General features: G+C 68.8%; 11 protein-coding genes. 5 read left to right on the plus strand and 6 right to left on the minus strand.

The window, feature by feature from the left end; translation table 11 throughout:
- The first annotated feature begins 137 nt into the window (after positions 1-137).
- The 5 genes from ACSVC7_RS14020 (at position 138) to ACSVC7_RS14040 (ending at position 5,210) form a co-directional block, all read left to right on the plus strand.
- Positions 138-1,475, plus strand: coding sequence for an Nramp family divalent metal transporter (locus ACSVC7_RS14020; protein WP_448204864.1), 1,338 nt, complete (start codon positions 138-140; stop codon positions 1,473-1,475).
- 224 nt (positions 1,476-1,699) lie between these two features.
- Entirely contained in the window at positions 1,700-2,284 is a 585-nt protein-coding gene (locus ACSVC7_RS14025) for a TetR/AcrR family transcriptional regulator (protein WP_448204863.1), read from the plus strand.
- A gap of 96 nt (positions 2,285-2,380) precedes the next feature.
- Positions 2,381-3,247, plus strand: a complete 867-nt coding sequence (locus tag ACSVC7_RS14030) for an NAD(P)-dependent oxidoreductase (protein WP_448204862.1) — start codon at positions 2,381-2,383, stop codon at positions 3,245-3,247.
- Positions 3,248-3,664: 417 nt separating this feature from the next.
- Positions 3,665-3,922 (plus strand): 4-oxalocrotonate tautomerase, encoded by a 258-nt coding sequence (locus ACSVC7_RS14035; protein ID WP_448204861.1) that lies wholly within the window; start codon positions 3,665-3,667, stop codon positions 3,920-3,922.
- 82 nt (positions 3,923-4,004) lie between these two features.
- A complete protein-coding gene (locus tag ACSVC7_RS14040) occupies positions 4,005-5,210 on the plus strand; it encodes a M20 aminoacylase family protein (RefSeq protein ID WP_448204860.1) in 1,206 nt (401 codons plus the stop codon).
- 40 nt (positions 5,211-5,250) lie between these two features.
- Here ACSVC7_RS14040 and ACSVC7_RS14045 read toward each other — a convergent pair whose 3' ends face one another.
- From ACSVC7_RS14045 to ACSVC7_RS14070, 6 genes are read right to left on the minus strand one after another with little or no spacing between them, the layout of a single operon-like run.
- A complete protein-coding gene (locus tag ACSVC7_RS14045; RefSeq protein WP_448204859.1) occupies positions 5,251-5,508 on the minus strand; it encodes an aminotransferase class I/II-fold pyridoxal phosphate-dependent enzyme in 258 nt (85 codons plus the stop codon).
- The gene (locus ACSVC7_RS14050) at positions 5,489-6,064 is read right to left on the minus strand and encodes a hypothetical protein (RefSeq protein WP_448204858.1); all 576 of its coding nucleotides are present in this window, start codon (positions 6,062-6,064) and stop codon (positions 5,489-5,491) included. Before ACSVC7_RS14050 ends, ACSVC7_RS14045 begins: the two co-directional genes overlap by 20 nt.
- Before the next feature lie 14 nt (positions 6,065-6,078).
- A complete protein-coding gene (locus tag ACSVC7_RS14055; RefSeq protein ID WP_448204857.1) occupies positions 6,079-9,174 on the minus strand; it encodes an efflux RND transporter permease subunit in 3,096 nt (1,031 codons plus the stop codon).
- Positions 9,171-10,271 (minus strand): efflux RND transporter periplasmic adaptor subunit, encoded by a 1,101-nt coding sequence (locus ACSVC7_RS14060; RefSeq protein WP_448204856.1) that lies wholly within the window; start codon positions 10,269-10,271, stop codon positions 9,171-9,173. Before ACSVC7_RS14060 ends, ACSVC7_RS14055 begins: the two co-directional genes overlap by 4 nt.
- A 27-nt stretch (positions 10,272-10,298) precedes the next feature.
- On the minus strand, positions 10,299-11,786 hold the full coding sequence (locus ACSVC7_RS14065) for a GntP family permease (protein ID WP_448204855.1): 1,488 nt from the start codon (positions 11,784-11,786) through the stop codon (positions 10,299-10,301).
- A 41-nt stretch (positions 11,787-11,827) separates the two neighbouring features.
- Positions 11,828-13,087: a patatin-like phospholipase family protein gene (locus ACSVC7_RS14070; protein WP_448204854.1), complete on the minus strand. Its 1,260-nt coding sequence runs from the start codon at positions 13,085-13,087 to the stop codon at positions 11,828-11,830.

Here is a 13,087-nt window from a genome sequence, read left to right on the forward strand (position 1 = left end):
TTGGCGGGGCGTTGAGAAACATAGCCGAAGCTAAATGTTATGGCATGGGGCACATCGCCGGGCCGAGGCGGCATTGGCATTGGCATTGGCATCGGCCCACGGCACCGAAGGAATCCCTTGCCCAGGGTGGGAGAGCCATGCTTCACCGGACCAACGAACCCTTCACGGACGGCCCCTCGACCGCGTCGCACAGCCTGGAGGAGGTTTACCGCAGCGTCCGCGTCCCGGCGTCGGCCAGCGTCACCCGGCGCCTGCTCGCCTTCCTTGGTCCGGGCTACCTCGTCGCGGTCGGCTACATGGACCCGGGCAACTGGGCGACCTCGCTGGCCGGGGGATCGGCCTACGGCTACACGCTGCTGTCGGTCGCTCTGCTCTCCTCGCTCATGGCGATGCTGCTGCAAGCCCTGTGCGCGCGGGTGGGCATCGCCACGGGGCAGGATCTCGCCCAGCTGTGCCGCGACCGCTTCCCGCGCCCGGTCGCCTGGGGGCTGTGGCTGCTGGCCGAGGTGGCCATCTGCGCCACCGACCTTGCCGAACTGATCGGCACCGCCATCGCGCTGAAGCTGCTGTTCGGCATCCCGCTGCTCGGCGGCGTCCTGCTGACGGCGCTCGACGCGCTGCTCGTGCTCTGGCTCCAGCACCGCGGCGTGCGCTGGCTCGAAGCGTTCATCGTCGCGATGATCGCCCTCATCGCCGGGTGTTTCCTGATGGAGATCGCGCTGGCCGACCCGGATTGGGCGGCCGTGTTGTCCGGCTACGTGCCCTCGGCGTCGCTGCTGAGCGATTCCACGCAGCTGTACCTCGCCATCGGCATCCTCGGCGCCACGGTCATGCCGCACAACCTGTACCTGCACACGGCGACGGTGCAGTCGCGGGCTTACCGGCAGGATGAGCAGGGACGGCGCGAGGCCATCCGCTTTGCAACCATCGACTCCACGGTCGCCCTGTCCATTGCGCTGGTCATCAACTCCGCCATCCTGATCCTCGCCGCGGCGGTCTTCCACGCCGCCGGGAGAACGGAGATTGCCGAGATCCAGGAGGCCCATCAGCTGCTCTCCCCGATGGTCGGCGTCGGGACGGCGGCCACGCTGTTCGCGGTGGCGCTGCTCGCCTGCGGGCTCACCGCGACGGTGACCGCGACGCTCTCCGGGCAGGTGGTGATGGAGGGCTTCCTGCGCTTCCGTATGCCGCCGGTGCTGCGCCGGTTGGTGACCCGGCTCATCGCCATCGTTCCGGCCGTGGTGGTCACGTGGCAGTACGGCGAGAGCGGGACGGCGCAGTTGCTGATCCTCTCTCAGGTCATACTGTCCCTTCAACTGCCGTTCGCGGTCATCCCGCTGATGCTGTTCGCCACCGACCGTTCCCGGCTCGGCGCTCTGGCCGCCCCGCGCTGGCAGAGCGTCCTTGGCTGGGCGGCCACGGCCTTGATCGCTGGCTTGAACCTGAAGCTGCTGTACGACACCGCGGTCGGCTGACGGCAGCCCCCGCGCGCCCCGCGCGACCACCGTACCCGATGGCTTCCACGTCCGCCTTCTGCGCTCCGCTGTCGAAGCGCAGATGGTGATATGGCCGGCCCTTCTCGAGGGGCCAGCACCTCGACGCTTTCGCGCCACCGCGCTGAACGAACGGACCGGACTGGCTTGACAAGAGCACCGCAACGGTTATGGTATGATCGTTCAATAACGATATCAGGTTCAGCATGGCCCGCCCCAGGGAGTTCGACGAAGAGCGCGTGCTTGATGCCGTTATGGAGACCTTCTGGCGAAACGGCTACGACGGCACCTCCGCGCAGGATCTCGTCGATGCGACGGGCCTTGGGCGCGGCAGCCTTTACGCAGCCTACGCCAACAAGGACGGCCTCTTCGCGCAAGCGCTGCTTCGGTACCGCAAGCGCGCCCAAGCCCATGTCGATCAGCTCCGCCAGCCGGGGGCGCCCATGGAGCGGTTGCGCGAGCTTCTGGTGAGTGTGGTCGATGCCGATTTGGAAGCGTCGGAAAGGCGTGGCTGTCTCGCCACCAACAGCGCGATCGAGATGGCTGGCCGCGACCCCGGGGTCGCGGACCTCGTACGCCAGAACTTCACCATCCTGACGCGCGGCATCGAAGAGACGATCCGGCGTGGGCAGGAAGCGGGGGACATTCGCGCCAACGCTGACCCCGCCATCCTGGCGCTTTTCGTGTTCAATGCACTGCAGGGGTTGCGGGTCCTCGCGAAAACCACGCCGACCCAAGACCGCGCAAAGCTCACCGCCATCATCGACCAGACGCTGTCCGCGCTGACCTGACCAAATTTTTTTCGCCAATTATGGAATGATCGTTCCATATCATCCAACCCCCCATCAGGCCAAACCCCATCAGGCCAAATTCATCAGGAGTGTCCCATGACAGGCAAAAGTCCCGGCCTTCAGGTTGCCGTTCTCGGCACCGGCCTCATCGGCGCGGCGGTCGCGCGCAATCTTGCCCGCAAGGGCTTCACGGTTCGCGCTTGGAATCGCTCGGCCGAAAAGGCGCAGGCCCTCGCCGTCGATGGTGTCGAACCGTTCGACCACGCCGCCGAGGCGGTTCGTGACGCCGCGATCATCCTGACCGTGTTGAAGGACGGTCCCGCCGTGAACGACGCGATGACGGCGGCGCTGCCCGGGCTGCGCAAAGGCGCGGTCTGGCTTCAACTCAGCACCGTCGGTGTCGCGGCGATCGACGAGCTTGTCGGTTTTGCGGCTGAGAACGGCATCGTCATCTATGACGCGCCGGTGCAGGGAACCCGCCAGCCTGCCGAACAGGGCAAGCTGGTCATCCTCGCCTCCGGTCCGGAGAGGGAGCGTGAGGTTGCCCAAGCGGTCTTCGACGCCATCGGGCAACGGACCCTTTGGATTTCCGACAAGCCGGGCGCCGGCAGCCGGATCAAGCTCGCGCTCAACGCCTTCGTTTTCGCGCTCACCCACGGAACGGCGGAGACCCTCGCGATCGCCAAGGCGCTTGGCATCGATCCGGCGCTCGTGATCGACGCCGTGACCGGCGGCCCGCTGGACAGCGGCTACTTCCAGAGCAAAGCCGGCGCAATGCTCAAGGGCGACTACACCACCAGCTTCTCCGTCGGGAACGGGGTGAAGGACGCGCGGCTGGTCGTCGAAGCGCTCGGTGAAACGGATGTCCGCGCGGAGCTGGCCGAAGCGGGTCTCGCCCGCTTCCAGCGTGCGGCGAACGCCGGCCATGCCGAAAAGGACATCGCCGCCTCCTTCCTCGTGTGATGGACAATGGAATGACAGTCTCGGAAAACGTGCAAGGCGCCGCACAGGGGGAAGGCGCCGCTCAGGATGGCCTTCCCGTCGGCCAGCTCCTTGCCGTCACCGTGGCGGGGTTCCTCGCCATCATGACGGAAAACATGCAGCGAAGGGCGGGCGCTTCGGTGCACAAGCCTCGGTGACCCGGTCGCGCAACAGCTTGATCCTGTATCTCGGCTTTTCGATCGGCAGCGCGATGCGGCCCGCGAAATCCAATTCGGCGGCGCTTGGAAAAACCGGCTGGGACGTGCGAAGCTCCGGATCCTTCGTGTACGTCGGGAGCAGGCCCTTGTCCACCAACCCCCAGAGCTTCGTGCACGCCGCCGGCCGTGTCGCCGGGGCGGTTCTGGTGCTGCCGGCCCTGCTGCGGCGCCTGGACCGGCTGTGCCCCGACTACAAGACCTGACGCCAAGGCACCAATCTCACGTTAACCAACCAGGGAGAGGGACCCCCATGCCGATCATCAACGTGCAAATGTTCGAAGGCCGCACCCCGGAGCAGAAGCGCGCCTTCGTGAAGGCCCTGACCGACGCCTCGGTGGAAACGCTGGGCTGCAGCCCGGACGCTGTGGACGTGATCCTCACCGAGGTGAAAAAGTGCGACTGGGCCACCGCCGGCAAGCTCTGGTCCGAGGCCAAGTAGGCCCGCCGAACTCGCGCCGGCGAGGCACCCATGACCCATTCCACTGCAGCCTCCCCGAGAGTGGGAGCACGGAGACGTCGGAATGACCGTTCCCAGCAACGTCCGCCTGGACCCCGCGGCCGAAGCCCTGGCCCCGACCATGCGGGAGTGGCGGCACCACCTGCACGCCCACCCCGAAACCGCCTTCGAGGAGCATGAAACCAGCGCCTTCGTCGCTTCGACGCTGCGCTCCTTCGGGCTGGAGGTTACGACCGGACTGGGCCGCACCGGCGTGGTCGGCACGCTGAAGGGGCGCCACCAGGGCAACCGCGCCGTCGCGCTGCGCGCCGACATGGACGCCCTGCACATCCAGGAGCAGAACGACTTCGCCCACCGCTCGGTCAACCCCGGCCGGATGCACGCCTGCGGCCACGACGGGCACACGGCGATGCTGCTGGGCGCGGCGAAGATCCTGGCGGACGACCCGGATTTCCACGGCACGCTGCATGTGATCTTCCAGCCGGCCGAGGAGAACGAGGGCGGCGCGCGGGAGATGGTCGCCGACGGCCTGTTCGACCGCTTTCCCGTGGACAGCGTCTACGGCATGCACAACTGGCCCGGTCTGCCCCTGGGGCACATGGCCCTGCGCCCCGGCCCGATGATGGGCAGCTACGACATCTTCGAGATCGTGGTCCACGGCAAGGGCAGCCACGCCGCCATGCCGCACCTCGGCGCCGACCCGATCACCGCGGCCGGGCACCTGCTGACGACCCTGCAGACCATTCCCGGCCGCAGCCTGCACCCGTTGGACAGCGCGGTGGTGTCCACCACCCAGATCTTCGGCGGCGACACCTGGAACGTCATCCCGCCCTCGGTCACCATTCGCGGCACGGTGCGCGCCTTCAAGAGCAGCGTGCAGGACACGGTGGAGGCCCGCATGCGCACGCTGGCGGAGCACACCGCGGCCTCCTTCGGCTGCACCGCGGAGGTGCGGTACGAGCGGCGCTACCCGGCCACCGTGAACAGCGGGGCGGAAACGGCGCTGTGCGCCGGAGTGGCGGCCCGGCTGGTCGGGGCGGAGAACGTCGACCACGATCCGATGCCGTCGATGGGGGCGGAGGATTTCGCCTTCATGCTGCAAAGGCGGCCGGGTTGCTATGTCTGGCTCGGCAACGGCCCGGCGGAGGGCGGCTGCACGCTGCACAACCCCGCCTACGACTTCAACGACGCCAACCTCACCATCGGCGCCAGCTATTGGGTCAGTTTGGCGCGGACGCTCCTGTCGCCGGACGCGGAGAAGGCCGCTTAAAGCGGATTCCGATCGGTCGTGGACGCCCCGTTTCCTGCCGTCATGCCCGTGCTTGACGAAAACGGAAAGGGTCCAGGGTTCCTGGACACGGACTGGCTGTGCGGGCGCGACGGGGCGGCCGTTCGAAATCCATCACGTCGTAGACTTCGTCATGGATGATCCAGGTGCCGTTCGCCGCGGCGAGGGCGCCGATGCGCTTCCAGTCCTTCAGGCTGGCGACGTAGCCGGTCGGGTTCTCCGGGGAGTTGACGATCAGCGCCCCAACACCGCGATGACCGCTACCCGTCGTCGCGGACAAGAACTTCAGCCGACGACAGGCGGAGCAACCGGTGCCGGCGCTGGTGTTGGCGCGATGGAAGCAACTCATAGAGAAAGGTCTCGATGGGCTTCCAGACCGAGACCCATCCCAGGATAACGAAGCTCTCCTGCAGAATCCGGGTCATGGGGCGGGCCGGAAAGTGATGGGAGATCTGCCAGGCGAGGAAGAGGCAGACGGACAGCATCACGAACCCGATCAACGCCGCTTGGCGCCATATCCGGACGGATTCGTGACGCCGTTTCGCTTCGGCGGCGGCACAGGCTGCGAAATGGCCGGTCAGAGCGGCCGCGATGTCGAAGGACGGACCTCGCGACAGGGTCCCGTGCGGCAGATGGATGACGATGCGCACCGGACGGTCTTCGGGCTGCTCCTTCGCTTTGCTCAGGAAATATTCCTCCGCGTCCGCCGTCAGATTGCCCTCGCGGAACGGCGACGGATCGAGGCTGCGGAACAGCTGCGACAGGTCGCACAGCCTGATCTCGATGCCGCCGCTCCGGCGGTCCGCCCGCGCCGTCGTTTGCACGTCCATCGCCATGCGCTCCCGGCCGTTCATGCCGCCGACGGAGGAGATGGCGGAGGAAATGGCGGCGGAACCGGGGACCGTTCCCGCACCATCTCCCGGCCGCCGAACCACGCCACGTAGAGCGTCGGCAGGAAGATCAGCGTCAGCAGCGACGCGACGAGAAGGCCGCCCATGATCGCGAAGGCCATCGCCCCCCAGAACACCGTGAAGGCGATGGGGATCAGGCCGAGCACCGTGGAGGCGGCGGTCAGCATGATCGGCCGGAACCGGGACCCGCTCGCCGCGATCACGGCCTCGGTGATGCCGCGTCCGGCGTTGCGCTCCGCCTCGATCTGCTCGATCAGGATGACCGCGTTCTTCGCGATCATGCCGACGAGCGCCAGGACCCCGAGGATGGCGACGAACCCCAGCGGCTGGCCGGAGACCAGCAACGCCAGGACCACGCCGATCAGCCCGAGCGGCACCACGCTCAGCACGAGGAACAGGCGCTGGAAACTGCGGAGCTGGACCATCAGCACGGTCAGGACCAGCAGCAGCATCAGGGGGATGACGGCGAAGACCGACGCGCGGCTCTTGGCGCTCTCCTCGGCGATTCCGCCGATTTCGATGCGGTACCCCCGCGGCAGGGAGGCGGAGAGATCCGCGATCTGCGGCGCCAGGGCGGCGATGGCGGTTTCCGGCAACACGCCGGGCGCCACGTCCGCCTGCAGCGTCAGGGCCGGCACACGGCCTCGCCGCCACACCAGCGGCAGGTCCTGGGCGTAATCGAAGGACGCCAGCTGGCTCAGCGGCACGCTCCGGCCATTGGTAAGGGGCACCGGCAGGCTGCGCAGCGTTTCCACCGACAGGGTCTGTCCACGGGCGTCCCGGGCCAGGACATCGATCAGGTAGATGCCGTCGCGCAGCGGCGTGACGGCGGTTCCGGAGACGGTGGTGTCCAGCATGGCGGCGACGGCGGCCGAACTCAGGCCCAGGCGCCGCGCCTCGTCCTGGTCGATCCGCACCCGCAACGTGCGCGCGGTCTCCATCCAGTCGAAGTTGATCCGCCGCGCCTCCGGCGAGGTGCCGACGACCTGCGCGAGCTTCAGCGCGATCTCCCGCACTTGGCCCGGGTCGGGACCCAGGACGCGGTACTGGAGCGGCCACCCCACCGGCGGGCCGAGTTCCAGCGGGTAGACGCGGGCGACGGCGTTCGGGAATTCCTCCGCCAGCAGGGTTTCCAGGCGGGCTTGCAGCCGCTCGCGCGCCGCGACGTCGGTGGTCACGACCACCGACTGGCCCATGAAGGGGTTGGCGAGCTGCACGTTCAGCGGCAGGTAGAAGCGGATCGCGCCGCGCCCGACGTAGCTGCTCCAACTCTCAACGCCGGGCTCCTTGGCGAGCAGCGCGTCGAAGCGCTCGACCGCCTCGCGCGTGGCGTGGATCGACGCGTTCTGCGGCAGGCGCAGGTCGACCAGCAGTTCGACCCGGTCCGACGGCGGGAAGAACTGCCGGGGGACGAGCCCCAGCGCCATGATCGCCAGGACGAACAGGCCGAGCGTCGTCGCGATGGTCAGCCAGCGCGCCCGGATCGCCGCGTCCAGCGCGCGGCGGTACAGCCGCATTACGGCGCCCGGCTCCTCGGCCTTTCCGGGCTTGGGCGGCTTCAGCAGCATGGTGCCGAGGACCGGTGCGAAGACCGTCGCGACGAGCCAGGACGCGATCAGCGCGATGCCCACCACCGCGAAGATGGAGAAGGTGTACTCCCCGGCCGAGCTTTGCGCGAAGCCGATGGGCACGAAGCCGGCGATGGTCACCAGCGTGCCGGACAGCATGGCGAAGGCCAGCGTCTTGTAGGCGTACACGGCCGCGACCTCCATCCGGTCGCCGGCGGCAAGCCGCCGCGTCATCGCGTCCACGGTGGTCAGGGCGTCGTCCACCAGCAGGGCGAGCGCGATGATGAGGGCGCCCAGCGACACGCGCTGGAGGTCGATGCCGGCCAGATCCATCACGGAGAAGACCATCGCCAGCGTCAGCGGAATCGTGATCGCCACCACGGTGCCGGCGCGCAGGCCGAGTGCTATGAAGCTGACCACCAGCACGATGACGATGGCCTGCCACAGCGAGGTGATGAAGTCGGAGATCGCCTCATCCACCGTGCGCGCCTGGTCCGCCACCGCATGCGCCTCGATCCCCACCGGCAGGTCGGCTTTGACCCGCGCCATCTCCGCCGTGACGTTCCGGCCCAGCGCGAGGATGTCGCCGCCTGGACGCATGGCGATGGCGAGCCCGATGGCCGGCTTGCCGTTCACCCGGAACAGCGGCTGCGGCGGATCGGCGAAGCCGCGGCGCACCTCCGCCACGTCACGCAGGCGCAGCATGCGGCCCCCGGCCACGAAATTGACGTCGAGGATGTCCTGCTCCGACGCGAAGGCGCCGGACACTTGCAAGGACAGCGCCTCCTTCCCCGTGCGCAGCACGCCAGCCGGACGCACGGCGTTCTGCGCCTGGAGCGCCGCGATCAGCGCGCCGGGCTCGACGCCCAGCCCGGCCAGCGTCTCCAGCGAGAAATCGACGTGGATGCGCTCGTCCTGCTCCCCCAGCAGTTCGATCTTCGCAACGTCCGGGACGAGCAGCAGGCGCGACCGCACGTCCTCCACCGCGTCGCGCAGCTCGCGGTGCGTGAAGCCGTCGGCGGTGAAGCCGTAGATGATGCCGAAGGTGTCGCCGAAGTCGTCGTTGAAGCCGGGGCCGAGCACCCCCTGCGGCAGGGTGTGGCGCATGTCGCCGACCCGCTTGCGCACCTCGTACCAGGTGTCGGACACCGTGCGGCCGTGGGCGCTTCCCACCAGATCGACGAAGATCACGGCCGTGCCGGGGACGGTGTAGCTGCGCAGTGTGTCGAGGTTCGGCACTTCCTGGAGCGTTCGTTCGATCCGCTCCGTCACCTGCTGGAGCGTCTCGTCCAGCGTGGCGCCCGGCCAGTGGGCCTGCACCACCATGGTGCGGATGGTGAAGACCGGATCCTCCGCCCGGCCGAGCTTCAGGAACGCGACGGTGCCGGCCACCACGACCCCGATCATCAGGAACAGGACCAGGGAGCGGTTGCGGATCGCCCATGCGGAGAGGTTGAAGGTGCTCATGAGCCCTCTCCCAAAATGCGGACCTTCTGGCCGGGGCGGAGCGCCTGCACGCCGGCGGTCACCACGATCTCGTCGGCCTCCAGGCCGCGCGCGACCATGACGCGGGCGAGGTCGTAGCGGTCGAGGTCGATGTTGCGCAGCGCCACGGTGTTCGTCGCCCGGTCGACGATCCAGACTGCCGGCTGCTGGTTCGCCTGCGTCAGCGCGGTGGCCGGAATCTCGATCCCGCCGACGCCACCGACCTGAATCGACCCGCTGACGGTCGAGCCGAGCCGCATCGCCTCGGGCGGCTCCTGAAGGCCGACGCGGACCTTGAAGGTGCGGGTGACCGGATCGGCCTGGGGCGCGACCTCACGCACGCGGCCGGTGGCGCGCGTGGCGGGGTCGGAGACCAGGGCCACCGTGACGACGGGGTTGGAGGGCGCGTCCCGGATCGCCCCCTGGATCGCCGAGGCCGGCACGTCGAACACCGCGTCGCGCCCGCCCTGGCGGGCCAGATGAACGATCATGCGGCCGGCCGCCACCACCTCGCCGGGTTCGGCCCCGCGGGCGGTGACCGTGCCGGCGCCGTCGGACACCAGTTCCGTGTAGCCCAGCCGGTCCTGCGCGGTGTCGAACTGCGCCTGCGCCGCATCGACCTGCGCCTGGGCGGCCTTCAGCGCCTGCGCCGCAGCATCGTAGCGCGCGCGGGTGGTCCAGCCCTGGCGCAGCAGGGTTTCCTGCCGCTCGTAGTCGTTGCGCGCCAGGGTCTGCTGCCCCATGGCCGCGGTCAGGTCCGCCCGCGCCGCGCGCAGGGCGTTGCGGGCCGGTTCCGGGTCCAGGCGGGCGATCACCTGACCCGCTTTGACCGTGTCGCCGACGTTCACCAGCCGCTCGATCATCCGCCCGTCCACGCGGAAGGACAGGCTGACCTCGTCCTGCGCCTGGATTTCGCCGGGAAGCGACAGCGTCTCACCCGCCGCGCGCCGCTCGACCGCCGCCACCCGCACGGGGCGGACCGGATCCGAGACAACCTCCTCGCCGGAGCCGCAGGCCGCGAGCAGGGCGAGCGATGCGAGGACGAGCGACGCACGACCGTGACTCAGACTGTTGTTCATCGGAGCCTCCATTGGTGCCGTGCCGGGCTAGAGCCCGAAGCTCCGGAGCAGGCCGGCCAGAGCGATCAGGACCACCAGCGCGATCATCGGGATGGCCGCCGCGACGATGAAGACGTCGCCGTAGGCGTCCCGGTGGCTCAGCCGGCAGACGGTGAGGAGCGTGATGACCGCCCCGTTGTGCGGCAGCGCGTCGAGCGCGCCCGAGGCGACCGCCGTCACCCGGTGCATCACGTCGAGTGAGACGCCGGTCGTGCGCGCCATGTCCACGAAGGTCGGGCCGAGCGCGTCCAGCGCGATGCTCATGCCGCCGGACGCCGATCCCGTCATCGCGGACAGCACCGACACCGACGCCGCGACCGACACCAGCGGATTGCCGCCGCCGAGCGCCAGGACGGCCTTGCTGATCGCGTCGAAGACGGGCAGGGCGGCGATCACCGCGCCGAAGCCGACGAGGCTTGCGGTGTTGAAGATCGGCAGGACCGAGGCGTCGGCCCCCTGGTCCAGGCTCGTCCGCAGGTCGTCCAGGCGATTCCAGTTGCCGGCGATGAGCAGGAGGATGGCGGCGAACAGCGACACGATGACCGCCCACACGCCGCGCACACTCTCGATGGTCGAGGCCCCGAACTTCGGTTCGGCGAGGAAGGCCGTGTCCATCCGGGGAACGATGACCTGGATGAACAGGAAGTTGGTGACGATGACTACCACGATCGGCAGCACCGCCAGCGCCGCCGGGGGCAGGCGTTCGGCGGCGGGCTCCATTGCCAGGGTGGGCGCCGGGGCGGGCTTGGCAGAAATCTCGACGATGTCGAAGCCTTCGGCCTGCGCGCGCTCGCGCGTCGTCCGGTCCAGCGCCGGCGCGCTGTCGATGTGGTCGCCGTAGCCCTCGCCGGCCGCCTGCGCGCGGGCGGCGCGGCCGTTCAGCCACAGAACGCCCAGCGCGAACATCACCAGCCCGGTGACGATGCCCAGGCCCGGTGCGGCGAAGGCGGTGGTGCCGAGGAAGGGCATGGGGATCGCGTTCTGGATCGCCGGCGATCCCGGCAGGGCCGACATGGTGAAGGTGAAGGCGCCCAGCGCCAGCGCCCCCGGGATCAGCCGCTTCGGGATGCCGGCGTTGCGGAACAGGGCGGCGGCGACCGGGTAGATCGCGAAGGCGACGACGAAGGCCGAAACGCCGCCGTAGGTCAACACGGCGCAGCACAGCACCACCGAGACGACCGCGCGCTCCGGCCCGAGGCGGGCGCTGACCAGCCGGGCCAGCGATCGCGCCGAGCCGGTGTCGTCCATCAGCTTCCCGAAGATCGCCCCGAGCATGAACAGGGGAAAGAAGGAGACGATGAAGGACCCGGTGTTGCTCATGAAGATCTGGGTGTAGGCGCCGAGGATCGGCAGACCCCCGGTGAGCAGTGCGGCGAGCAGCGCGGTGGCGGGGGCCGCGATCAGCAGCGTCACGCCCCGGTAGGCCAGAAGCATGAGCAACCCGAGCGCGACGAGGACGGCGGCGAGATCGGTCATGCGGTTGGCTCCCTTCGGGGCTTCATGTCAGGCCGGCCATGTCAGGCTGGCTCTGGGTAGCGCGCGTCGTAGGGGTAGCGCGGGAAGTCCGCGCCGAGCCGCCGCCAGTCCGCCAGCCAGCGCTCCGTGACCGTCCGCCCCTCCTCGCGCAGCGACGCGAAATAGTCCGGGCTGCGGTTGAACTTCGAGGTGTGCTTGAGGCCCCAGGCGGTGTCGCGGGTCATCTTGATGGTGCGGACCGCGACGATCTTGCGGCTGTCCAGCGGGGGATGGCTGTCCCCGTAACGCTCGATCCAGTGATTGATCGTCATGATGCCGTCCAGCTCCTGGTTCAGCGACAGGTTGCCGGCCAGGTCGTTCTCCCGGTCCCGGATGTCCTCAAGCCCGATGTTCGGGGAGGCGGGCTGGAACTCCTGGGGGTTGATGCGCACGATCCAGATTTCGTCCGGCTTTTCCTCCTTCGTCTGCCCGTCGAGAAGGTCGCGCACCGGCGGGTTGCGCGAATACAGCCCGTCCCAATAGTACCCGTTGCGGGTGACGGTCCGGCCCGGCGTGCAGGTCGGGAACACCATGTCGGGGATGACCTGCGCCGGCAGGACCGACGGAAGCGTTCCCGATGCCGCAACACCGTCCAGAGAGATTCCCCGGCGCATGCGCCAGCGGGTGATGTCGTACTGGTTGATCGCCCGGCCGTCGGGACGCAGGCCCATCTGTTCGAGCGTCTTGTCGGAATCGAACACTTCGAAGTTGCCGCTCAGGACCTCGATGGCGCCGGCGAGGATCCGGATGTCGGCCTTGGCCAGCCGCGGCCAGTCGATCGCGTCGAAGTTCGGGCAGAGATCCTTCAGAAGGTCCGGAAATCCCAGATACTGCGGACGCGCGCCCATCATGGCGAGGCTGCTCAGCGCAAGCTTGCCGCAGGCCGCGTACGGGTTGGTTTCCGGCAGCGGCATGCCCTGCGATTTCCAGCCCAGAAGGGTGCCGACCAGCTGGTTGTGGGCGGTCTCCACCAGGTTGGCGGCGGCGAAGGTCGTCCAGAGGAAGTCCAGGCGCTCGATGGCCTTGTCGATGGTGCCGCAGGTCGGGTCGGCGCTGTTCGGGACAAGGCCGTACCAGGTCGCGAGCGCGCACAGCGCGCCGGCCGACGTGCCGCTGATCGCGACGATGTCGAAGCTGTCGCCATCCTGCGGGTTCGCGTCCCACCGCTTCTTCGTCGCCAGAATGGTTCTCAACACGCCCCAACTGAACGCCGCGTGCGTTCCGCCGCCCTGGCAGGCGATCGCGACCTTTTTGGTGGCCAT

The sequence above is a fragment of the Azospirillum mesophilum genome (assembly GCF_053470405.2).

What these genes read in the sequence shown, in the direction of transcription:
- ACSVC7_RS14020 (WP_448204864.1), top strand. Translation starts at nt 138, where the DNA reads ATGCTTCACCGGACCAACGAACCCTTCACGGACGGCCCCTCGACCGCG.
- ACSVC7_RS14025 (WP_448204863.1), top strand. Translation starts at nt 1,700, where the DNA reads ATGGCCCGCCCCAGGGAGTTCGACGAAGAGCGCGTGCTTGATGCCGTT.
- ACSVC7_RS14030 (WP_448204862.1), top strand. Translation starts at nt 2,381, where the DNA reads ATGACAGGCAAAAGTCCCGGCCTTCAGGTTGCCGTTCTCGGCACCGGC.
- ACSVC7_RS14040 (WP_448204860.1), top strand. Translation starts at nt 4,005, where the DNA reads ATGACCGTTCCCAGCAACGTCCGCCTGGACCCCGCGGCCGAAGCCCTG.
- ACSVC7_RS14050 (WP_448204858.1), bottom strand. Translation starts at nt 6,064, where the DNA reads ATGGCGATGGACGTGCAAACGACGGCGCGGGCGGACCGCCGGAGCGGC.
- ACSVC7_RS14055 (WP_448204857.1), bottom strand. Translation starts at nt 9,174, where the DNA reads ATGAGCACCTTCAACCTCTCCGCATGGGCGATCCGCAACCGCTCCCTG.
- ACSVC7_RS14060 (WP_448204856.1), bottom strand. Translation starts at nt 10,271, where the DNA reads ATGAACAACAGTCTGAGTCACGGTCGTGCGTCGCTCGTCCTCGCATCG.
- ACSVC7_RS14065 (WP_448204855.1), bottom strand. Translation starts at nt 11,786, where the DNA reads ATGACCGATCTCGCCGCCGTCCTCGTCGCGCTCGGGTTGCTCATGCTT.
- ACSVC7_RS14070 (WP_448204854.1), bottom strand. Translation starts at nt 13,087, where the DNA reads ATGGCCACCAAAAAGGTCGCGATCGCCTGCCAGGGCGGCGGAACGCAC.